We start from the raw sequence: 20,064 nt of genomic DNA on the forward strand, positions 1-20,064 counted from the left end.
ATACTGACGTCCATGGATGCCCGTGACGCGCGCCCCGACCGGCACACTCGCGACGGCATCGTCGACACCGCGCTGGCGCTCCTCGAGCAGACCGGCCTTCCCGACCTCTCGATGCGACGCCTCGCGACCGCGCTCGGCGTGCAGCCCAGCGCGCTCTACTGGCACTTCGAGAACAAGCAGGAGCTCCTCGCGGCGGTCGCGGACCGGATCGTCGAGCCCGTCACAGACGCGCGCGGCGATGTCGCCGACGTGGCCCACGCGCTGCGCGGGGCGCTCCTCGCCCACCGCGACGGGGCCGAGGTCGTTCTCAGCACCCAGGCCCTCGGTCTCGGATCGGATGCCGCGCATATCCGGCTGGCCCTCGCGCTGGCGGGAGACGAGGTGCCCGGCGAGGACGCCCGGGGCGATGCCACGGTGATCCTGCAGTTCATCCTCGGGCACGCGTCGCTGGTGCAGCAGCGCATCCAGGCCGCCCGGTTCGGGGCCTTCCCAGCCGGCGAGGCCGAGATCGCCGAGGCGATGTCGGCCGACTTCGCGCGGGGCCTGCGGATGCTGCTGGCGCCCCGTCCGGTGCGGGCCGGCGCCTGACGGCGGTCAGCCGATGCGCTCGGCGACCCCGCGGCGCCAGTACCCCATGAAGGCCACGCGCCGGCGATCGACACCGTGGCCCGAGACCAGCATGCGGCGCAGCGCCTTGATGGTGGCGGCCTCACCGGCGATCCACGCGTAGAACTCGCCGTCCATGGCCTCGGGGCTGTCCCACAGCAGCTCGCGGTCGATGTCGACGTCGGCGATCTCCTGCGGCCGCGGCGAGGCCGCACGCGCGAGCAGCTCCGGGTTGCCCTCCGCCCATGCCGTGACGGCCTGGATCAGCGCCTCGCCGTGCGTCTCCTCGCTCTCGCGGACGATCCAGCGCACCTGGACGCCCGCGTGCGGGGGCTCGAAGACGGCCACGTCGTCGGCCGAGGGGACCTCGAGGAAGACGTCGGCGATCCGGTCCTGGGGCATGCGCTCGAGGATCCCGCCGATCGCGGGCACAGCGGTCTCGTCGCCGATCAGCAGCAGGCGGTGCGCGTTCGCCGGGCGGTAGTCGATGCCGGCGCGCGAGTGCGGGCTGCGCTCGTCGGGGCCGCAGATCACGACCTGCTCGCCGCCGCGGGCCTGCGACGCCCACGTGCCGGCGGGGCCGGCGTCGTGATGGACGACGAAGTCGACGGTCACCTCGCGCGCCTCCGGTGCGACGCGTCGGACCGTGTAGGTCCGGAAGGGGTTCCGACGCTCGAGCGGCAGCTCGCGCCAGCGGTCGTACCAGTCGCCGAGCAGCTGCTCGTCATCGTGCTGACCGAAGTCGGTCAGCGTGCCGTCCGCGAGCGGGAAGAAGATCTTGATCCGCTGATCCTGGCCCGCGGTGCCGAAGTGCTCGAAGTCGTCCGAGCCGAAGGTGATGCGCGCGAAGTGCGGGCTGAGGCGTTCGGCGCGTTTCACCGTCGCCTTGTAGAGGCGGTAGGCGGGGCGGACGAGCGTGGCTTCGGCGATGGTCACGCTCGGCAGTCTACGGGACGAACTTAGGACAGGCTAACCTCGCACCGAACTGGCCTCGTGCGCGTGCCCCAGCCGCATGCCCGGGACGATCGCCAGCAGCGCCAGAGCGAGCGCGAGAGCGAACACCGCCGCGAACTCCGCGCCCGTGCCGGCGAGCGACGTGAAGATCAGCCCCATGACGGCGATGGTCGCCGACGCGCTGACCGAGTCGCTGATCTGCAGCGCCGAGGAGTTGAAGCCCTCCTCCGCGCGCGTCGAGTACGCGAGCATCAGCACGGTCTGCCGCGGGTACATCAGGCCCATGCCGAAGCCGGCGCACGACCACAGCGCGATCGGCGCCCACGCGGGCAGGTCGAGGACCGGAGTCAGCGCGCACGCCAGGGTCGCCACGGACAGCAGCGCCACACCGATCACCGCGATCCGGGTGTTGCCGATCCGGTCGCCATGACGGCCCGACACCTGCGCGCTGATCGCCCAGGCGATCGCGGCGGCGGTGAGGCCGAGGCCCGCCCACATCGCCGAGAACCCGAACCGCTCGATGAGCAGGTACGGCACGTAGACCTCGGCGCCGAACAGCGAGCCGGCGATCAGCGCGCGCATAACGATCACGCTCGGCAGGCCCACGCCCAGTCGCAGGGTGTGTCGCGGCAGCAGCGGCAGGATCGCCACGCCGATCACCACGAGCGCGGCCGCGGCGACGGCCCAGGCGAGCGCGGGGGCGACCGAGGTGGCCAGCTCCCCCGTCATGCCGAGACCGAGGGCCGCCACGGCGACGACCACCGCCAGCAGGAGGCGCCTCCCCACGCCCGCCTCGCGCTCGCCCTCGGAGTCCTCGGCGAGGTGCCGCAGGCGCGGCGCGACCATCGTGAACGCGACCACGGCGAGTACCGCGAGCCCCGCGAACACCCACCGCCAGTGCAGGTGCTCGGTCACCGCGCCCGCCAGGAACGGCCCGACGAGCGACGGGACCACCCACGCCGCCGAGAACAGCGCCATCACCCGCCCGTGCAGCGAGGGCGGGTACACGCGCGCGACGACGACGTACAGCGCCACCGTCTGCCCACCCGATCCGAGACCGGTGACGAGCCGTCCGAGCACCAGCAGCTCCATGGTCGGCGCGACGGCCGACATGGTCTGCCCCAGCACGAACAGCGCCACCGACGTCGCCAGCGGCGCGACCGGCCCCGCGCGATCCGACCAGGCGCCGGAGGCGACCATGCCGATCACGCCCGTGGCGAGGGTGCCCGAGAAGGCGAGCGCGAACAGCGCCTGGCCGTCGAGGTCGTCGCTGACGAACGGCATCACCGTCGTCAGCGCCATCGAGGTCAGCGCCGCGAGGAAGATGAGCGACACCGAGCCGAAGGTCACCCAGAAGACGGGCGGATCCCACAGCGAGGAGACGTGCGGAAGGGGACGGCCGGTCGGGGCGGGCCCGGTGGCGGCGTGGGGCTCGGCACTCAGCGGATCGGTCATGGGGCGCGCGTCAGCGGACCAGCGCGCCGATGCGCTGCACGGCCTCGGTGAGGATCTCGGGGCTCGTGCCGTAGTTGATGCGGATGTGCCCGCGGCCGGGCTCTCCGAAGGTCGGCCCGGGGTTCACGGCGACCTTCGCCTCGCGCAGGATCCGGGCAGCCGGGTTGTCCCCCCAACCGAGCGCGCTCACGTCGACCCATCCGAGGTAGCCCGCGTCTCCGGGCAGGTACCGGGCGCCGGGCACATGCTCGGCGAGCAGGTCGCGCAGCAGCCGGCGGTTGAGGTCGAGGCGCGCGAGCAGCGAGTCGAGCCATGCGTCGCCCTCCTCGAACGCGGCGACGTTGGCGAAGATCCCGAACAGCGACGTGCGCCACTCGACCTCGTCGGGGATGGCGGCCACGATGCGGGCCGGCTCGGCGGCGGCCGTGACGACGAACGCGCACTTCAGGCCGGCGAGGTTGAACGCCTTGCTGGCGCTCGTCACGGCGAAGCCCACCTCGGCCGCCTCCGGTCCGGCGTCGAGGAACGGGGTGAACGTCACCCCCGGCATGGTCAGCGGCGCGTGGATCTCGTCGCTGATGATCCAGCCCCCGTGGCGGTGCGCGATCCGCCCGAGTTCTGCGAGCGTCTCCCGCGCGTGCACGGTGCCCGTCGGGTTGTGGGGGTTGCAGAGCAGCATCGCCTTCGCGCCGCCCGCGAAGGCGGCCTCGATGCCGGCGAGGTCGAGGCTCCAGCCCGCGTCGTCCTGCTGCAGGGGAACGACCTCGACCTCGGTGCGCGATTCCTCGTTGACGGCGAAGAACGGCGGGTACACCGGCGGGGTCACGATCACGCGGTCGCCCGGCTCGGTCACGGCCCGCAGCAGCTCGGCGATGCCCATCATCACGTCGCAGGTCGTGCGCACGCGCGCGGGGTCGACCGTCCAGCCGAAGCGGCGATCGGCGAACCCGGCGAACGCCTCGGGCAGGCGGGTCGTCGGCGGCGTGTAGCCGGTGTCGCCGCGCTGGACCGCCTGCGTCAGGCACTCGGTGATGGCCGGCGCGAGCGGGAAGTCGGTCTCGGCGACGAAGAGCGGCAGCACATCCGACGGGTACTTCGCCCATTTCGTGCTGCTCCGCTTCCGGAGGTCGGCGAGGGGCAGGGCGTCCAGAGGGGTGATGCTCACCCGATCGAGCCTACAGACGCGGAAAGACCCGGGGGCTCCCCCGGGTCTCTCCTGGTCGTGTCTGATCGTCAGATCGCGAAGCCGAGCGCGCGCATCATGTCGCGCCCGTCGTCGGTGATGCGCTCCGGGCCCCACGGCGGCATCCAGACCCAGTTGATCCGGAACCGGTCGACCACGTTGTCCAGCGCCTGCGCCGTCTGCTCCTCGAGCACGTCGGTGAGCGGGCAGCCGGCGCTCGTGAGCGTCATGTGGATGACGAGCGCGTCGTTCTCGTCGTCCCAGGCGAGGTCGTAGATGAGGCCGAGGTCGACGACGTTCACGCCGAGCTCGGGGTCCATCACGTCCTTGAGGGCCTCGATGACCTCGTCGTACTTCTCCGGAGTGAGGGTCGCGGTCATGCCGTCGACCTTACGCCTCGAGCGGAGCGTCGGCGGGGAGGTAGGCGGCGTAGCCCTCGTTCTCCAGACGCTCGGCGAGCTCGGGGCCACCCTCCTCCACGATCTGGCCCTTGACCATCACGTGCACGAAGTCCGGCTTGATGTAGCGCAGGATGCGCGTGTAGTGCGTGATGAGCAGGACGCCGAGGCCGGTGCCCTCCTTCGCGCGGTTCACGCCCTCCGAGACGATCTTGAGCGCGTCGACGTCGAGACCGGAGTCGGTCTCGTCCAGGATCGCGAGCTTCGGCTTCAGCAGCTCGAGCTGCAGGATCTCGTGGCGCTTCTTCTCGCCACCGGAGAAGCCCTCGTTGACGTTGCGCTGGGCGAACTTGTCGTCCATGCGCAGCGCCTTCATGCCCTCCTTGACCTCCTTGGTCCAGGTGCGCAGCGACGGCGCCTCGCCGTCGATCGCGGTCTTGGCCGTGCGGAGGAAGTTCGTCACCGTGACGCCCGGGATCTCGACCGGGTACTGCATCGCGAGGAAGAGGCCGGCGCGAGCGCGCTCGTCCACCGCCATCTCGAGCACGTCCTCGCCGTCGAACGAGATCGAGCCGCTGGTGACGGTGTACTTCGGGTGGCCGGCGATGGTCGACGCGAGGGTCGACTTGCCCGAGCCGTTGGGGCCCATGATCGCGTGGGTCTCGCCGGAGCGGACCGTCATGGTGACGCCGTTGAGGATGGGGATGACGCCTTCGTCGGTTTCGACCGTGACGTGCAGATCGCGGATCTCGAGAACGGACATATCAGACTTCCTTCTTCAGGCTGGGGTCGATGAGCACGTCATCGCCGTCGATCGTGACGACGAACACCGGGACGGGCTCGTAAGCGGGGAGGTTGAGGGGCTTGCCCGAGCGGAGCGAGAACGCGGAGCCATGGGCCCAGCACTCGAGCGTGTCGCCCTCGACGAAGCCCTCCGAGAGGGAGATGTCGCCGTGGGTGCAGGTGTCGCCGATGGCGTGCACCTCTCCGGACGAGTCGAGCACCACGGCGATCGCGACGCCGTCGGCCTCGACCTTGAGCGGCTGATCCTGGACGAGGTCGCTCATCGCGCAGACGCGGGTCGCGCTCATGCGGCGACCTCCACACCGGCGGCGAGCTCCTTCTCGATGAGAGCGGTCAGCTCCTCCTCGAGCGAGGGGATCCCGATCTTCTGCACGGTCTCCGCGAGGAAGCCGAGCACAACGAGGCGACGCGCCTCGTCCTCGGAGATGCCGCGGGCCTGCAGGTAGAAGAGCTGCTCGTCGTCGAAGCGACCCGTGGCCGATGCGTGGCCGGCGCCCTTGATGTCGCCCGTCTGGATCTCGAGGTTCGGGATCGAGTCGGCGCGCGCGCCGTTGGTGAGCAGGAGGTTGCGGTTGGCCTCGTACGAGTCGGTGCCCTTCGCGTCCGGGCCGATCAGCACGTCGCCGATCCACACGGTGCGCGCGGTCGCGCCCTGCAGCGCGCCCTTGTAGAGGACGTCGCCCGTGGTCTCCTGGCCCTTGTGGTGCATGTACACCTGGCTCTCGAGGTGCTGGCCCGCGTCGCTGAACGCCAGGCCGAAGAGCTCGCCGTGGGAGCCCGTGCCCGACAGCTCGAGGTTGGGGTTGACGCGCACGACGCCACCGCCGAAGCTCACGATGATGTGGCGGACGGTGGCGTCGCGGTCGACGCGCGTCTGGTGCGACGCCGCGTGAACGGCCTCGTCGTCCCACTGCTGCACGGTGACGACCGTGAGGTTCGCGCCGTCGCGGGCGATGATCTCGACGTTCTGCGCGTACTGCGCGGAACCGCTGTGGCGCAGCACGACCGTGGCCTTGCTGTGCTCCTGGGCCTCGATCACGAGGTGGCCGTCGGCGCGGCGGTCGGCGCCCTGCCCGGTGATCTCGACCACGATCGGCTCGGCGACCTCGGCCTCGCGCGGGACGCGCACGTGCAGCGCCTCGGTCGCGCCCTGCCACGCCACGGCGGCGGGGAGGTCCTCCGGGACGAAGAACTCGCCGCGCGGTGCCTGGCCGATGGCGAGGGGCTCGCCGATGTACTCGGCGCCGGCCGTGACCGCCACGCGCACGCCGTCGTTGGCCTCGGCGCCCGCGAACAGGCCCTTCAGCCGCGCGACCGGCGCGTGCTTCCAGTTGACCTCGCGGCCCGTCGGCACACCGAAGTCGGCGGGCTCGAACGACCGGAGGCGCTCGGAGCGGGTCTGCACGGGCACCGTGGTGCCGGCGACCTGCGCCGCCGGGTCCACGTGGGCGCGCTCGTCCTGCGGCGCGTTCTGCGCCGTCGTCGACGTCGTCATATCAGCCGACCGATCCTTCCATGCCCATCTCGATGAGCTTGTTCAGCTCGAGGGCGTACTCCATGGGCAGCTCACGCGCGATCGGCTCGATGAAGCCGCGCACGATCATCGCCATCGCCTCGTCCTCCGGCATGCCGCGGGACTGCAGGTAGAAGAGCTGCTCCTCGCTGACCTTCGAGACCGTCGCCTCGTGGCCGAGCTGGACGTCGTCGACGCGGATGTCGATCGCGGGGTACGTGTCCGAGCGCGAGATGGAGTCCACGAGCAGCGCGTCGCAGCGGACCGTGTTGGCCGAGTGGTGCGCGTTCGCGTCGACCCGGACCTCGCCGCGGTAGCCGGCGCGGCCGCCGCCGCGGGCGATCGACTTCGAGACGATCGACGACTGCGTGTAGGGCGCCATGTGGATCATCTTGGCGCCGGCGTCCTGGTGCTGGCCGGGGCCCGCGAAGGCCACCGAGAGGGTCTCGCCCTTGGCGTGCTCGCCCATCAGGAAGATCGAGGGGTACTTCATCGTCACCTTGGAGCCGATGTTGCCGTCGATCCACTCCATCGTCGCGCCCTCGTGCGCCACCGCGCGCTTGGTGACGAGGTTGTAGACGTTGTTCGACCAGTTCTGGATCGTCGTGTAGCGCACGCGGGCGTTCTTCTTCACGATGATCTCGACGACGGCCGAGTGCAGGGAGTCCGACTTGTAGATCGGGGCCGTGCAGCCCTCGATGTAGTGGACGTAGGAGTCCTCGTCGGCGATGATCAGGGTCCGCTCGAACTGACCCATGTTCTCGGTGTTGATGCGGAAGTACGCCTGCAGCGGGATCTCCACGTGGACGCCCTTGGGGACGTACACGAACGAGCCGCCCGACCAGACGGCCGTGTTCAGCGCGGCGAACTTGTTGTCGCCGGCCGGGATGACCGTGCCGAAGTACTCCTCGAAGAACTCGGGGTGCTCGCGCAGCGCGGTGTCGGTGTCCATGAAGATGACGCCCTGCTGCTCCAGGTCCTCGCGGATCTGGTGGTAGACGACCTCGGACTCGTACTGCGCGGCGACACCGGCGACGAGGCGCTGGCGCTCGGCCTCCGGGATGCCCAGCTTCTCGTACGTGTTGCGGATGTCCTCGGGGAGGTCCTCCCACGACTGCGCCTGCTTCTCGGTGGAGCGCACGAAGTACTTGATGTTCTCGAAGTCGATGTCGCTGAGGTCGGCGCCCCAGGTCGGCATCGGCTTCTTGCCGAACAGGTCCAGACCCTTCAGACGGGTCTTGAGCATCCATTCCGGCTCGCTCTTGAGGGCCGAGATGTCGCGGACGACCTTCTCGTTGAGGCCGCGCCTGGCGCTGGCGCCGGCGGCATCGGCGTCGTGCCAGCCGAACTCGTACACCCCCAGACCTTCGAGCTCGGGGCGGTCGATCAGCACATCGGACATGGCGTCACACTCTCCTCATCAGGCCACAGACGGTGTAAGCCGCCCCGGCGACGCACTGGGCCTGCCAGCGCCATCCGCCGTGGTGGGCCTTTCACATGAGGCGCGAAGAACTCGCGCCTAGACTGGGAAGCGGGGCCCGCGAGACTCTCGCGTGCTTCCGCTGCACTTCCCGATTCTACAGGTTCCACCCCTGCCCGGACCGCTCTGCGGCCGCTCTCTCGGGGTACCGCCAGGAGGCCCCCACCGCCATGTCCGCCGACGTCCTCGCACCCCCCGCCTCATCCCGCCCCACCGGAGCGACGCGCCCCGGCCGCGCGCTGCGGGTGCTGGCGTGGCTGTCCTTCGTGGCGGAGGTCGTGATCATCGGCACCGGCGGCGCCGTGCGGCTGACCGGATCGGGCCTCGGATGCTCCCAGTGGCCCCTGTGCACCCCCGAGTCGCTGGTGCCCACGCCCGAGCTCGGCATCCACGGCCTCATCGAGTTCGGCAACCGCACCATGACCGGCGTCGTCGGCCTGCTCGCCCTCGCGGTGCTTGTGCTGACGCTGCTGCACCTGCGCGCGCGCCGCGAGCTGATCCGCACCGGATGGTTCGCGCTGGGCGGCGTGGTGCTCGCCGCCGCCGCGATGGCCCTCACCCGGTCCTTCGTCGTCGCCGTCGCCGTCGCACTCGTCGCCGTGATCGCGGCGGCCATCGTCACCGTCCGCACCGCGCCGGCGCGGCGCGACCTGCTTGTGCTCTCCTGGCTCGTGGTGGTCGGCGTCGTCGCGCAGGGCCTCGTCGGCGGGATCACGGTGCTCACGGGCCTGAACCCGTTCATCGTCGGCTTCCACTACGCGAGCTCGGTCCTGCTCGTTGTGCTCACCGCGGCGTTCCTCGTGCGCGCCTACGACACCCCCGGCCCCCGCGCACGCGTGGTGCCGAAGTGGTTCGCGATCCTCACCCACGTCACCACGCTCGTCCTGGCCGTGACCATCGGCGCGGGCGTGCTCACCACCTCGAACGGCCCTCACTCCGGCGACGCCAACGTGATCCGCACGGGCTTCGACGCCACCGTCCTCGCCCACGTGCACTCATGGCCGGGCTATGTGCTGCTCGCCCTCGTGCTCGCCCTGACCGTCGCGGCCGCACGCCTGCGGCTGCGCCCGCTCCCCTGGCTCACCGCCCTGCTCGCGGTCATCGCCGTGCAGGTCGTGGTCGGCATCTTCCAGGCGCGCAACGGCCTGCCTGAGCTGCTCGTCGGCATCCACATGGTGCTCGCCGGCCTCTCGGCCGCGGCGTTCACGGTTGTGGTGCTGCGCCTGAAGCGGCCGACCGCCGACTGATCCCGCCTGCGTCCGCATCGCCCCGCCGAGGCGGGGCTGTCGTCAGTCGTCGGACGACGCCGTCGCGACGAGGATGCCCCGGGCCAGCGAGTGGAAGTGCCGGTGGAAGCCCAGGATCGCCGGGGTCACCTGCTCCGTGATGTCGAGGTGCTCGACGTCGAGCGCGTCGACGACGAAGAAGTAGCGGTGCGTGCCCGTCCCGGGAGGCGGGCTCGCGCCGATGAACCCGGGGACGCCGGTCTCGTTGCGCAGCAGCTTCCCCGGAGGGTTCGCGCCCGTCTCGACCGAGGTGACATCGGCGGGGATGTCGTAGGCCGCCCAGTGCCAGAACCCGGAGCCGGTCGGTGCGTCCGGATCGAAGCACGACAGCGCGAACGACTTCGTCCCCTCAGGGGCGCCGGACCAGGAGAGCTGCGGCGACGTGTCGGAGCCGCCCCCGCCCGCTCCCCACTGCGCGATCGGCAGCGGCTGCCCCTCGGCGATGTCGGTGCTCGTCAGGGTCATCGGCGCGAACTCGCGCAGCCCGGCGAGCTCGGCGTACGGGTCATAGGAGAGCATGGCGCCAGGCTAACCGCGGGCGACCGAGGCGGACACCCCCACCGGCGGCGTGGCGCTCACGCGAACGGCGAGGCGCCCGAGGACCCCGGCGGCGATGAGCCCCTGACCCGCGCCGTACAGCGCCATGATCGCGAGTCCGCGCCAGGGGTCGGGGATGAGCTCGTCGAACACGAGGTGAGCGGCGGCGAACGCCCCGAGGCCGGGTAGGAAGACGCTCTCGAGCAGCACGTCCCCCGCCCAGGACAGCAGGAGCGCGGCGATCAGCAGGGCGATCCCGAGCCGTTCCCCCGGCCGCCGAGCAGCCCGCGGCGCGATGCGATCGCGAGGAGCACCGACGCCACCAGCGCCGGCATCAGCAGGCCCTTGCCGATCACCTGCTGGGGATCGCCCACCGCGATCTGCACCAGATGGATCGCCAGCGCGACTCCGTAGACGAGGAAGGGCGCCCAGGCCCGCATGCCTCGCTGCACGTGCCGGCTCTAGACGAGCCGGCGGCCCGGATCAGAAGGGAAGGAGCGGGTCGATCGCCACGGCCACGAAGACCAGCGTCAGGTAGGTGATCGAGGCGTGGAACACCCGCATCGGGCCGGCCACCTGCCCGCGCACCGTGCGGTTGTACAGCCGGTGCGACTCGTAGAGGAACCAGCCGCCGAAGACGAGCGCCGAGACCGTGTACACAAGCCCCATCCCGCCGACGGGGATGAGCAGCAGCGAGCACGCCACGGTCGCCCATGCGTACAGGATGATCTGCAGACCGACCTGCACGCCGTCGCGCGTCGCGCCGAGCATCGGCACGTCGGTGTTGGCGTAGTCGGCCGCGTACTTGATCGACAGCGGCCAGTAGTGCGGCGGCGTCCACAGGAACACCAGGAGGAACAGGATCAGCGGCGCCCAGTCGAGCGAGTTGGCCACGGCCGCCCAGCCGATGAGCACCGGGAAGCAGCCCGCGATGCCGCCCCACACGATGTTCTGCTCGGTGCGTCGCTTGAGGATCATCGTGTAGATGACGACGTAGAAGAAGATCGCGGTGGCCGACAGCGCGGCCGTGAGCAGATTCGTCGTGACCAGGAACCACACCGTCGACACGACGGCGAGCGTCCACGCGAACACGAGCGCGTTGCGCGGCGAGATCTCGCCGGTCACGATCGGGCGGTTCTCGGTGCGCTGCATGTGCGCGTCGATGTCGCGATCGATGTACATGTTGAACGCCGCGGCCGAGCCGGCGCTCAGGGAGCCGCCGATCACCGTCGCGAGGACCAGCCAGAGGTTCGGCAGCCCGTCGGCGGCGAGGAACATCACCGGCACGGTGGACACGAGCAGCAGCTCGAGCACACGCGGTTTCGTGAGCGCCACGTAGGCCCGGATGGTGCGGCCCAGATCTCTCCGGGCCGGACCGGTCGACGTCGAGGTCTCCGGTGCGATCGTCGACATGGCGATGCTCTCCTCCAGGTACCTCGGGAACGACCTCTCGATTCTAGGGCATGCGCGCCGCGACGCGGGGCGCATGCCGGTGCGGGCCCCGCACCGCCTCACCACCGCCCGCGGCGCGCCGTGAGCGAGCGGATACACAGACGTCACGGTGCCGTTGCAGACGGCGTCAAGAGCCCTGTCACGCTCCGTCATGGGCCGCCTTGGCGGGCCTGCCCCGGCGGTATGCTGGGAAAACACCCGCGCCCGTGACGCGTGCCTCCCGAGATCCACGATCCGATCAGCACCGCGCCGGCGTGACACCCCACCACTGAAAGGCGATCCGGTGACGGAACTGCGTTGGGACGAGATCGACAAGCGCGCTGTGGACACGGCCCGCATCCTTGCGGCGGACGCCGTGGAGAAGGTCGGCAACGGCCACCCCGGGACGGCGATGAGCCTGGCTCCCGCGGCCTACCTGCTGTACCAGCGCGTGCTGCGCCACGACCCGACGGACACGAACTGGGCCGGTCGCGACCGCTTCATCCTGTCCGCCGGTCACTCGTCGCTCACGCAGTACGTGCAGCTCTACCTCGGCGGCTTCGGCCTCGAGCTCGACGACCTGAAGGCACTCCGCACCTGGGGCTCGCTGACCCCGGGCCACCCGGAGTACGGCCACACCGACGGCGTCGAGATCACCACCGGCCCCCTCGGCCAGGGCCTGGCCTCGTCGGTCGGCTTCGCCTACGCGGCGCGCTACGAGCGCGGCCTGTTCGACCCGGAGACCCCGGCGGGCGAGAGCCCCTTCGACCACCACATCTATGTGATCGCCGGCGACGGCGACCTCCAGGAGGGTGTCACCAGCGAGGCCGGCTCGCTCGCGGGCCACCAGCAGCTGGGCAACCTCATCGCGATCTACGACTCCAACCAGATCTCGATCGAGGACGACACCAACGTCGCCTTCACCGAGGACGTCAAGGCCCGTTACGAGGCCTACGGCTGGGATGTCCAGGTCGTCGACTGGAAGCAGGACGGCGAGTACGTCGAGGACGTCCCCGCCCTCTACGCCGCCATCGAGGCCGCCAAGGCCGAGACCGCGAAGCCCTCGCTGATCATCCTCAAGACGGTCATCGGCTACCCGGCCCCCAGCAAGCAGAACACCGGCAAGATCCACGGCTCCGCCCTCGGCGCCGACGAGCTGGCCGCCACCAAGAAGGTGCTCGGCTTCGACCCCGAGCAGAGCTTCGCCGTCGCCGACGACGTGATCGCGCACACGCGCGGCCTCGCCGAGCGCGCCGCCGCCGACAAGGCCGAGTGGCAGGCGAAGTTCGACGCCTGGGCCGCCGCCAACCCCGAGCGCAAGGCCCTCTGGGACCGCCTCGAGGCCGGCGAGCTCCCCGCCGACATCGAGGCCGCCCTGCCGGTCTTCGAGGCGGGCAAGGACGTCTCGACGCGCGCCGCGTCGGGTCAGGTCATCAACGCCCTGGCCGAGCAGCTCCCCGAGCTGTGGGGCGGCTCGGCCGACCTCGCCGAGTCGAACCTCACCACGATCAAGGGCGCCAAGTCCTTCATCCCGGCCGAGTGGTCGACCCACGAGTGGAACGGCAGCCCCTACGGCCGCGTGCTGCACTTCGGCATCCGCGAGCACGCGATGGGCTCGATCCTCAACGGCATCGTCCTGCACGGCAAGACGCGCGCCTTCGGCGGCACCTTCCTGATCTTCAGCGACTACATGCGCCCCCCGGTGCGCCTGGCCGCGCTGATGGACATCCCGACCATCTTCGTCTGGACGCACGACTCCGTCGCCCTCGGCGAGGACGGCCCCACCCACCAGCCGATCGAGCAGCTCGCGACGCTCCGCGCGATCCCGAACCTCGCCATCGTCCGCCCCGCGGACGCGAACGAGACGGCCGTCGTGTGGCTCGAGATGCTCAAGCGCCAGGGCGGCCCCGCCGGCATCGCGCTCACGCGTCAGAACATCCCGGTGTTCGCGCGCGGCGACGGCGAGGCCTCGGGCGACGTCTTCGGCTCGGCCAAGCTGGCGGCCAAGGGCGCCTACGTCCTGGCCGAGGCTCCCAACGGCACCCCGGACGTGATCCTGATCGCCACCGGCTCCGAGGTTCAGCTGGCCGTCGCGGCCCGCGAGACCCTGGCCGCCGAGGGTGTCAACGCCCGCGTCGTGTCGGCCCCCTCGCTCGAGTGGTTCGCCGAGCAGGACGAGGCGTACCGCGAGTCGGTCATCCCCGCCGCCGTCACGGCGCGCGTCACCGTCGAGGCCGGCTCGGCCCTGTCGTGGCACGCGATCGCCGGCTCCACGGGCCGCACCATCGCGATCGACCACTTCGGCGCGTCGGCCGACTACAAGACCCTGTTCGAGAAGTTCGGCTTCACCGCCGAGGCCGTGGTCGCCGCGGCTCGCGAGACCATCAAGGAGAACGCATGAGCACCACCACCCCCACCGCCGCCCTCGCCGCTCAGGGCGTGAGCATCTGGCTCGACGACCTCTCGCGCTCGCGCATCACCTCGGGCAACCTCGCGCAGCTGATCGCCGAGAAGAACGTCACCGGTGTCACCACCAACCCGACGATCTTCCAGGGCGCGATCACCGCCCACATCGGCTACGAGGACGCCGTCGCGGCGCAGGCCAACGCCGGCGCCTCGGCCGATGACGCGATCTTCGCGATCACCACCGCCGACGTCCGCGACGCGTGCGACATCTTCCGCCCGGTCTACGACGCCACGGGCGGCGTCGACGGCCGCGTGTCGATCGAGGTCTCCCCCGACCTCGCCCACGACACCGAGGGCACCATCGCCCAGGCCAAGGAGCTCTACGCCGCGGTCGACCGCGAGAACGTCCTCATCAAGATCCCCGCGACGAAGGCGGGCCTGCCCGCCATCACCGCGACGATCGGCGCGGGCATCAGCGTCAACGTCACGCTGATCTTCTCGCTCGAGCGCTACTCCGACGTCATCGACGCGTACCTCGCCGGCCTCGAGCAGGCTCGCGAGGCGGGCCTCGACCTGTCGAAGATCCACTCGGTCGCCTCGTTCTTCGTGTCGCGCGTGGACACCGAGGTCGACAAGCGCCTCACGGCGCTGGGCACCGACGAGGCCAAGGCCCTCACCTCGCAGGCCGGACTCGCCAACGCGCGTCTCGCCTACGAGCTCTACGAGCAGCGCTTCGCCGAGTCGCGCGCCACCGACCTGGTGGCCGCCGGCGCCAACGTGCAGCGCCCGCTGTGGGCCTCGACCGGCGTCAAGGACCCGTCGCTCCCCGACACCCTGTACGTCACCGGCCTCGCCGCCGCCGGCACGGTCAACACCATGCCGGAGAAGACGCTCGACGCGACCTTCGACCACGCCGAGGTCACGGGCGACACCGTCACCGGCGCGTACGCCGAGGCGCACGCCCTGTTCGCGAAGCTGGCCGAGCTCGGCATCGACTTCGCCGACGTGACGCAGACGCTCGAGGACGAGGGCGTCGAGAAGTTCATCGCCTCGTGGCACGACCTCCAGGCCACCGTGGCCGGCGCACTCGAGAGCGCGAAGGGATCGGACGCATGACGTTCTCGATCCGCGTCTCGGGTGATGCCGAGGCCGCGGTCGCAGAGCAGCTGCCGGTCCTGATCGACGAGCTCGTCGCCTCCAGCCTGACGAACCTCGACCCCACGCTGTGGGGCCCCGAGGCAGAGGCCGAGGCCTCGATCCGTCTCGGCTGGATCCAGGCGGTCTCGGTCTCGCGTCCCCTGGTCCCCGAGATCCTCGCTCTCCGCGACGAGCTCGCGGCCAAGGGCGTCGACCGCTTCGTGCTCGGCGGCATGGGCGGATCGTCGCTCGCCCCCGAGGTCATCACGCAGACCGCGGGCGTCGAGCTGACGATCCTCGACTCGACGGCGCCCGGTCAGGTGCTGGCCGCGCTCGACGGCGATCTGCACCGCACGGCGCTCGTCGTGTCGTCCAAGTCCGGTTCGACGGTCGAGACCGACTCGCAGCGCCGGGCGTTCGAGGCCGCATTCCGCGACCTCGGCATCGACCCGACCGAGCGCATCATCGTCGTCACCGACCCCGGTTCGCCGCTGGACGAGTCGGCGCGCGCCGCCGGCTACCGCGTCTTCAACGCGGACCCCCAGGTGGGCGGCCGCTACTCGGCGCTCACGGCCTTCGGCCTCGTGCCCTCGGGCCTCGCCGGCGCCGACATCGACGAGCTCCTCGACGAGGCCGAGGCCTCGCTCCTGGAGGTCGCGATCGACGCTCCGGAGAACCCCGCCCTCGTCCTCGCCGCGGCCATCGCCGCCACGCGGACGCCGGACGGCACCGGCCGCCGCGACAAGCTCGGCCTGATCACGGACGGCACGCACATCGTGGGCCTGCCGGACTGGATCGAGCAGCTCATCGCCGAGTCGACCGGCAAGCTCGGCACGGGCATCCTGCCCGTCGTCCTGCTGCCCGTCTCGCCGGAGCTCGAGTCGAAGCCGGCCGACCTCCAGATCGTCCGCATCGTGGACGACGCCGACGAGGTCGCGCACCGTCACCCGGGCGAGATCGTCGTCAGCGGCTCGCTCGGCGCGCAGCTGGTGGTGTGGGAGTACGCGACGGCGATCGCCGGCCGCCTGCTCGGCATCAACCCGTTCGACCAGCCCGACGTGGAGTCGGCGAAGGTCGCCGCTCGCGGCCTGCTCGACGCGCGCCCCGAGCCCACCGCCCCGGCGTTCGTCGAGGCGGGCGTCGAGGTCCGCGTGAGCGACCCGGCCCTCGCCGCCAGCGGCACGGTGCAGGGTGTGCTCGACGCACTGTGGGCGACGCTCGCCGAGGACGGCTACGTGTCGATCCAGGCGTACGTCGACCGCCTCGAGGTCCCGCAGCTGCAGGGTCTGCGCGAGATGGTGGCGGCGGACTCCGGTCGACCCACCACCTTCGGCTGGGGCCCCCGCTTCCTGCACTCGACCGGCCAGTACCACAAGGGCGGTCCGGCGCAGGGCGTGTTCCTGCAGATCACGGAGCGCACCGAGGTCGACGTCGAGATCCCCGAGCGCCCGTTCACGTTCGGTCAGCTGATCGAGGCGCAGGCCGCCGGTGACGCCGCGGTGCTGAGCGCCGCGGGCCGCCCGGTGGTCACTCTCACGCTCACGGACCCGCAGACCGAGGTTCTCGCCCTGTTCGAGGCGGCGCAGTGACGGTCGAGGTCGCGCGGGGCGCCAATCCCCTGCGCGACCCGGCCGACCGCCGCCTCAACCGCATCGCGGGGCCCAGCGCGCTGGTGATCTTCGGTGTGACGGGCGACCTGTCGCGCAAGAAGCTCATGCCGGCGGTCTACGACCTCGCCAACCGCGGCCTCCTGCCCCCCGGCTTCGCGCTGGTGGGCTTCGCCCGGCGCGACTGGGAGGACCAGGACTTCGCGGAGGTGGTGCGCGACGCCGTCAAGCAGCACGCGCGCACCGAGTTCCGCGAGGAGACGTGGCAGCAGCTGCAGCAGGGCATCCGCTTTGTGCAGGGCGAGTTCGACGACCCCGAGGCGTTCCGCCGCCTGCGGGAGACCGTCGACCGCCTGGACGTCGAGCGCGGCACCATGGGGAACCACGCGTTCTACCTGTCCATCCCGCCGAAGGCGTTCCCCGTGGTCGCCCAGCAGCTGCTGGACTCGGGCCTCGTGGACGACAAGCCGGAGGACGACCGGTGGCGTCGTGTGGTGATCGAGAAGCCGTTCGGCAACGATCAGGCCACCGCGCGTGAGCTGAACAACGCCCTCGAGGCGGCGTTCCCGGCCGACGCGATCTTCCGGATCGACCACTACCTCGGCAAGGAGACGGTCCAGAACATCCTGGCCCTGCGCTTCGCGAACGAGCTCTACGAGCCGATCTGGAACCGCAACTACGTCGACCACGTGCAGATCACCATGGCCGAGGACATCGGCGTGGGCGGTCGTGCGGGGTACTACGACGGTGTGGGCGCCGCCCGCGACGTCATCCAGAACCACCTCCTGCAGCTCCTCGCGCTCACCGCGATGGAGGAGCCCATCTCGCTCTCGGCGGATCACCTCCGGGCCGAGAAGGAGAAGGTCCTGGCCGCGGTCCGCCTGCCCGACGACCTCTCGCTCGCGACCGCACGCGGTCAGTACGCGGGCGGCTGGCAGGGCGGCGAGGAGGTCATCGGCTTCCTCGACGAGGACGGGATGAACCCCGAGTCCTCGACCGAGACGTACGCCGCGATCAAGCTCGAGATCAACACCCGCCGCTGGGCGGGCGTGCCGTTCTACGTGCGGTCCGGCAAGCGCCTGGGCCGTCGCGTGACCGAGATCGCCGTCGTGTTCAACAAGGCGCCCGAGCACCTGTTCGGGCAGACCTCGGAGCTCGGCCAGAACGCGCTCGTGATCCGCGTCCAGCCGGACGAGGGCGTCACGATCCGCTTCGGGTCGAAGGTCCCCGGCTACGGCACCCAGGTGCGCGACGTGACCATGGACTTCGGCTACGGTCACGCCTTCACCGAGGCCAGCCCGGAGGCGTACGAGCGTCTGATCCTGGACGTCCTCCTCGGCGACCCGCCCCTGTTCCCGCGTCACGAGGAGGTCGACCTCTCGTGGCAGATCCTCGACCCGGTCGAGAAGTTCTGGGCCGAGCAGGGTGGGCCGCTCGAGCAGTACGACCCCGGCTCGTGGGGTCCGGCCTCGGCCGATGAGCTCCTTGCCCGCGACGGCCGCGTCTGGAGGCGCCCGTGATCATCGATCTGCCCGACACCACCGTCAGCAAGGTGGCACGTCAGCTCGTCAACACGCGCGAAGAGGGCGGCGCCGTCGCCCTCGGTCGTGTGCTCACCCTCGTCATCAAGTCCGACAAGGGCTTCGAGGAGGCGGCCATCGAGGCGGCGAACGACGCCTCCCGCGAGCACCCGATGCGCGTCATCGTGCTCGTCACCGACCCCTCGGGAGAGGCGCGTCTCGACGCGCAGATCCGTGTGGGATCGCACGCCGGTGCGTCCGAGGTCATCGTGCTCGAGGCGACGGGGAAGGCCGCGAGCAACGAGCTCACGCTGCTGACCGGTCTCCTCCTGCCCGACGCCCCGGTCGTGGCCTGGTGGCCGACCGATGCTCCCGAGAACCCGGGTGCCTCGGCGCTCGGTCGCCTCGCGCAGCGCCGGATCACCGACTCGTCGACCGCGGCCGTTCCGTCCGAGCTTCTCGCGAAGCTGGACGGCGCGTACCGCCCCGGTGACACTGACCTCGCCTGGACGCGTCTGACGCACTGGCGCGAGCAGCTCGCCGCGGTGCTCGACCAGCCGCCGTTCGAGCCCGTCACGGCCGTCTCGGTCCGCGGCGCGTCGACCTCCCCGTCGACCGCGCTGCTGGCCGCCTGGCTCGGCATGGCGCTCGATCTCCCGGTCGACTGGCAGTACGAGGAGCCGTCGGTCTGGGATCACGGCATCCACTCGGTGCGTCTCACCCGGGCGAGCGGCGACATCACGCTCGAGCGCTCGGACGAGTCGCTCGCGCTGCTCACGCAGCCGGGCCAGCCGCACCACGAGCTGCACCTCCCCCGTCGCTCGCTGCGCGAGTGCCTCGCGGAGGAGCTGCGTCGCCTCGACCCCGACACGCTGTACGGGCGCGTGATCAGCGAGGGCTGGTCGCGTCTGTCCGCGCCGCAGGAGTCCGCGTGACCGAGCGTCGTGTGGTCGTGCTGCCCGACAAGGCGCAGCTGGCCGAGGGCGTGGCGAACCGATTCGTCGGTCGCCTCGCCCAGCTCACGCAGGAGGGGCGTGCCGTGCACGTCTCCCTCACGGGCGGTTCGATGGGCTCGGCCGTGCTCGCCTCCGTGGCGCAGCACGGCTGGGCCCCGAACATCGACTGGTCGCTTGTGCACTTCTGGTGGAGCGACGAGCGATTCGTGCCGCGCGCCGATCCGGAGCGCAACGCCGGGCAGGCGCGTGCGGCGCTCCTGGATCACATCGCCATCCCGGCGGAGAACATCCATGAGCCGGCCGCGTCCGACGACGACCTGTCGCTCGACGAGGCGGCGGTCGCCTACGCCGCGGAGCTCGCGCGCTTCGGCGTCGAGGGCCGCGCCTGGCCGTCGTTCGACGTGTGCTTCCTCGGTGTGGGCCCCGACGGGCACATCGCGTCGCTGTTCCCGGACCACGACGAGGTGCTGGTGACCGACGCCGCGGTGCTCGCCGTCCGCGAGTCGCCGAAGCCGCCGCCCGAGCGTGTCACGTTCACGCTCCCGGTGATCAACGCGTCGGCCGACATCTGGATGGTCGTCGCCGGATCGGACAAGGCCTCGGCCCTCGGGCTGATGCTGGCGGGCGCCGGCATCACGAGCGTCCCCGCGGGCGGCGCCGCCGGTACCGGCGACACGGTCGTGTTCGTCGACCAGGACGCGGCGTCCGACGTCCCCGACGATCTCATCGACCCGGACTACTGACGCTCACGCCCGGCCGCTGGCCGCAGATGAGAAAAGCCCCCGCCTTTC

20 protein-coding genes are annotated in these 20,064 nt (G+C 71.1%); 8 read left to right on the plus strand and 12 right to left on the minus strand.

All coding sequences use genetic code 11. From position 1 onward, the window contains the following. Positions 1 to 12 precede the first annotated feature (12 nt). Complete coding sequence (locus tag ACOKGD_RS08705; RefSeq protein ID WP_342334574.1) at positions 13 to 588, plus strand: TetR family transcriptional regulator; 576 nt, start codon at positions 13 to 15, stop codon at positions 586 to 588. A gap of 6 nt (positions 589 to 594) precedes the next feature. Here the strand turns inward: ACOKGD_RS08705 and ACOKGD_RS08710 are convergent, their stop codons facing one another. From ACOKGD_RS08710 to sufB, 8 genes are all read right to left on the minus strand, one after another. Then, entirely contained in the window at positions 595 to 1,542 is a 948-nt protein-coding gene (locus tag ACOKGD_RS08710; RefSeq protein ID WP_342334573.1) for a siderophore-interacting protein, read from the minus strand. A gap of 33 nt (positions 1,543 to 1,575) precedes the next feature. Then, positions 1,576 to 3,015 carry an MFS transporter gene (locus tag ACOKGD_RS08715; RefSeq protein ID WP_342334572.1) on the minus strand — a complete coding sequence of 480 codons (1,440 nt, stop codon included), beginning with the start codon at positions 3,013 to 3,015 and terminating at the stop codon, positions 1,576 to 1,578. A gap of 10 nt (positions 3,016 to 3,025) precedes the next feature. Further along, complete coding sequence (locus ACOKGD_RS08720; RefSeq protein ID WP_342334571.1) at positions 3,026 to 4,180, minus strand: MalY/PatB family protein; 1,155 nt, start codon at positions 4,178 to 4,180, stop codon at positions 3,026 to 3,028. 68 nt (positions 4,181 to 4,248) lie between these two features. After that, positions 4,249 to 4,578: a metal-sulfur cluster assembly factor gene (locus ACOKGD_RS08725; protein ID WP_342334570.1), complete on the minus strand. Its 330-nt coding sequence runs from the start codon at positions 4,576 to 4,578 to the stop codon at positions 4,249 to 4,251. A 10-nt stretch (positions 4,579 to 4,588) separates the two neighbouring features. Further along, positions 4,589 to 5,359: a Fe-S cluster assembly ATPase SufC gene (gene sufC / locus ACOKGD_RS08730; RefSeq protein ID WP_342334569.1), complete on the minus strand. Its 771-nt coding sequence runs from the start codon at positions 5,357 to 5,359 to the stop codon at positions 4,589 to 4,591. A gap of 1 nt (position 5,360) precedes the next feature. Beyond that, positions 5,361 to 5,687 (minus strand): non-heme iron oxygenase ferredoxin subunit, encoded by a 327-nt coding sequence (locus tag ACOKGD_RS08735; protein WP_342334568.1) that lies wholly within the window; start codon positions 5,685 to 5,687, stop codon positions 5,361 to 5,363. Further along, positions 5,684 to 6,895 (minus strand): Fe-S cluster assembly protein SufD, encoded by a 1,212-nt coding sequence (gene sufD / locus ACOKGD_RS08740; protein WP_342334567.1) that lies wholly within the window; start codon positions 6,893 to 6,895, stop codon positions 5,684 to 5,686. The genes ACOKGD_RS08735 and sufD overlap by 4 nt, the downstream gene beginning before the upstream one ends. A gap of 1 nt (position 6,896) precedes the next feature. Next, positions 6,897 to 8,315, minus strand: a complete 1,419-nt coding sequence (gene sufB / locus ACOKGD_RS08745; protein WP_342334566.1) for a Fe-S cluster assembly protein SufB — start codon at positions 8,313 to 8,315, stop codon at positions 6,897 to 6,899. A 248-nt stretch (positions 8,316 to 8,563) separates the two neighbouring features. Here sufB and ACOKGD_RS08750 point away from each other — a divergent pair, with 248 nt between their 5' ends. Continuing rightward, positions 8,564 to 9,640: a COX15/CtaA family protein gene (locus ACOKGD_RS08750; RefSeq protein ID WP_342334565.1), complete on the plus strand. Its 1,077-nt coding sequence runs from the start codon at positions 8,564 to 8,566 to the stop codon at positions 9,638 to 9,640. A gap of 42 nt (positions 9,641 to 9,682) precedes the next feature. Here ACOKGD_RS08750 and ACOKGD_RS08755 read toward each other — a convergent pair whose 3' ends face one another. The 4 genes from ACOKGD_RS08755 to ACOKGD_RS08770 are packed head-to-tail and all read right to left on the minus strand — an operon-like array spanning position 9,683 to position 11,629. Beyond that, complete coding sequence (locus tag ACOKGD_RS08755) at positions 9,683 to 10,198, minus strand: YbhB/YbcL family Raf kinase inhibitor-like protein (RefSeq protein WP_342334564.1); 516 nt, start codon at positions 10,196 to 10,198, stop codon at positions 9,683 to 9,685. A gap of 9 nt (positions 10,199 to 10,207) precedes the next feature. Then, positions 10,208 to 10,426: a hypothetical protein gene (locus ACOKGD_RS08760; protein WP_342334563.1), complete on the minus strand. Its 219-nt coding sequence runs from the start codon at positions 10,424 to 10,426 to the stop codon at positions 10,208 to 10,210. A gap of 32 nt (positions 10,427 to 10,458) precedes the next feature. Continuing rightward, positions 10,459 to 10,668: a hypothetical protein gene (locus ACOKGD_RS08765; RefSeq protein ID WP_342334562.1), complete on the minus strand. Its 210-nt coding sequence runs from the start codon at positions 10,666 to 10,668 to the stop codon at positions 10,459 to 10,461. A 31-nt stretch (positions 10,669 to 10,699) separates the two neighbouring features. Then, positions 10,700 to 11,629: a heme o synthase gene (locus tag ACOKGD_RS08770; RefSeq protein WP_342334561.1), complete on the minus strand. Its 930-nt coding sequence runs from the start codon at positions 11,627 to 11,629 to the stop codon at positions 10,700 to 10,702. Positions 11,630 to 11,951: 322 nt separating this feature from the next. On the opposite strand from ACOKGD_RS08770, the gene tkt reads away from it, so the two are divergent. Genes tkt through pgl form a run of 6 tightly spaced genes read left to right on the plus strand, consistent with a single transcriptional unit; the run spans position 11,952 to position 20,016 of the window. Beyond that, on the plus strand, positions 11,952 to 14,048 hold the full coding sequence (gene tkt, locus ACOKGD_RS08775) for a transketolase (RefSeq protein ID WP_342334560.1): 2,097 nt from the start codon (positions 11,952 to 11,954) through the stop codon (positions 14,046 to 14,048). After that, on the plus strand, positions 14,045 to 15,169 hold the full coding sequence (gene tal, locus ACOKGD_RS08780; protein ID WP_342334559.1) for a transaldolase: 1,125 nt from the start codon (positions 14,045 to 14,047) through the stop codon (positions 15,167 to 15,169). Before tkt ends, tal begins: the two co-directional genes overlap by 4 nt. Continuing rightward, a complete protein-coding gene (locus ACOKGD_RS08785) occupies positions 15,166 to 16,779 on the plus strand; it encodes a glucose-6-phosphate isomerase (protein WP_342334558.1) in 1,614 nt (537 codons plus the stop codon). The genes tal and ACOKGD_RS08785 overlap by 4 nt, the downstream gene beginning before the upstream one ends. Next, a complete protein-coding gene (zwf, locus tag ACOKGD_RS08790) occupies positions 16,776 to 18,317 on the plus strand; it encodes a glucose-6-phosphate dehydrogenase (protein WP_342334557.1) in 1,542 nt (513 codons plus the stop codon). Before ACOKGD_RS08785 ends, zwf begins: the two co-directional genes overlap by 4 nt. Beyond that, on the plus strand, positions 18,314 to 19,252 hold the full coding sequence (locus tag ACOKGD_RS08795; protein WP_342334556.1) for a glucose-6-phosphate dehydrogenase assembly protein OpcA: 939 nt from the start codon (positions 18,314 to 18,316) through the stop codon (positions 19,250 to 19,252). Before zwf ends, ACOKGD_RS08795 begins: the two co-directional genes overlap by 4 nt. Then, positions 19,249 to 20,016: a 6-phosphogluconolactonase gene (gene pgl, locus ACOKGD_RS08800; RefSeq protein ID WP_342334555.1), complete on the plus strand. Its 768-nt coding sequence runs from the start codon at positions 19,249 to 19,251 to the stop codon at positions 20,014 to 20,016. The genes ACOKGD_RS08795 and pgl overlap by 4 nt, the downstream gene beginning before the upstream one ends. The last annotated feature ends 48 nt before the right edge of the window (positions 20,017 to 20,064 follow it).

This window comes from Microbacterium phosphatis (assembly GCF_049177115.1).
GTDB classification, from domain to species: Bacteria; Actinomycetota; Actinomycetes; order Actinomycetales; family Microbacteriaceae; genus Microbacterium; species Microbacterium phosphatis.

What these genes read in the sequence shown, in the direction of transcription:
- ACOKGD_RS08715 (WP_342334572.1), bottom strand. Translation starts at nt 3,015, where the DNA reads ATGACCGATCCGCTGAGTGCCGAGCCCCACGCCGCCACCGGGCCCGCC.
- sufC (WP_342334569.1), bottom strand. Translation starts at nt 5,359, where the DNA reads ATGTCCGTTCTCGAGATCCGCGATCTGCACGTCACGGTCGAAACCGAC.
- ACOKGD_RS08705 (WP_342334574.1), top strand. Translation starts at nt 13, where the DNA reads ATGGATGCCCGTGACGCGCGCCCCGACCGGCACACTCGCGACGGCATC.
- ACOKGD_RS08735 (WP_342334568.1), bottom strand. Translation starts at nt 5,687, where the DNA reads ATGAGCGCGACCCGCGTCTGCGCGATGAGCGACCTCGTCCAGGATCAG.
- ACOKGD_RS08750 (WP_342334565.1), top strand. Translation starts at nt 8,564, where the DNA reads ATGTCCGCCGACGTCCTCGCACCCCCCGCCTCATCCCGCCCCACCGGA.
- ACOKGD_RS08770 (WP_342334561.1), bottom strand. Translation starts at nt 11,629, where the DNA reads ATGTCGACGATCGCACCGGAGACCTCGACGTCGACCGGTCCGGCCCGG.
- tal (WP_342334559.1), top strand. Translation starts at nt 14,045, where the DNA reads ATGAGCACCACCACCCCCACCGCCGCCCTCGCCGCTCAGGGCGTGAGC.
- sufB (WP_342334566.1), bottom strand. Translation starts at nt 8,315, where the DNA reads ATGTCCGATGTGCTGATCGACCGCCCCGAGCTCGAAGGTCTGGGGGTG.
- ACOKGD_RS08725 (WP_342334570.1), bottom strand. Translation starts at nt 4,578, where the DNA reads ATGACCGCGACCCTCACTCCGGAGAAGTACGACGAGGTCATCGAGGCC.
- ACOKGD_RS08755 (WP_342334564.1), bottom strand. Translation starts at nt 10,198, where the DNA reads ATGCTCTCCTATGACCCGTACGCCGAGCTCGCCGGGCTGCGCGAGTTC.
- sufD (WP_342334567.1), bottom strand. Translation starts at nt 6,895, where the DNA reads ATGACGACGTCGACGACGGCGCAGAACGCGCCGCAGGACGAGCGCGCC.
- ACOKGD_RS08785 (WP_342334558.1), top strand. Translation starts at nt 15,166, where the DNA reads ATGACGTTCTCGATCCGCGTCTCGGGTGATGCCGAGGCCGCGGTCGCA.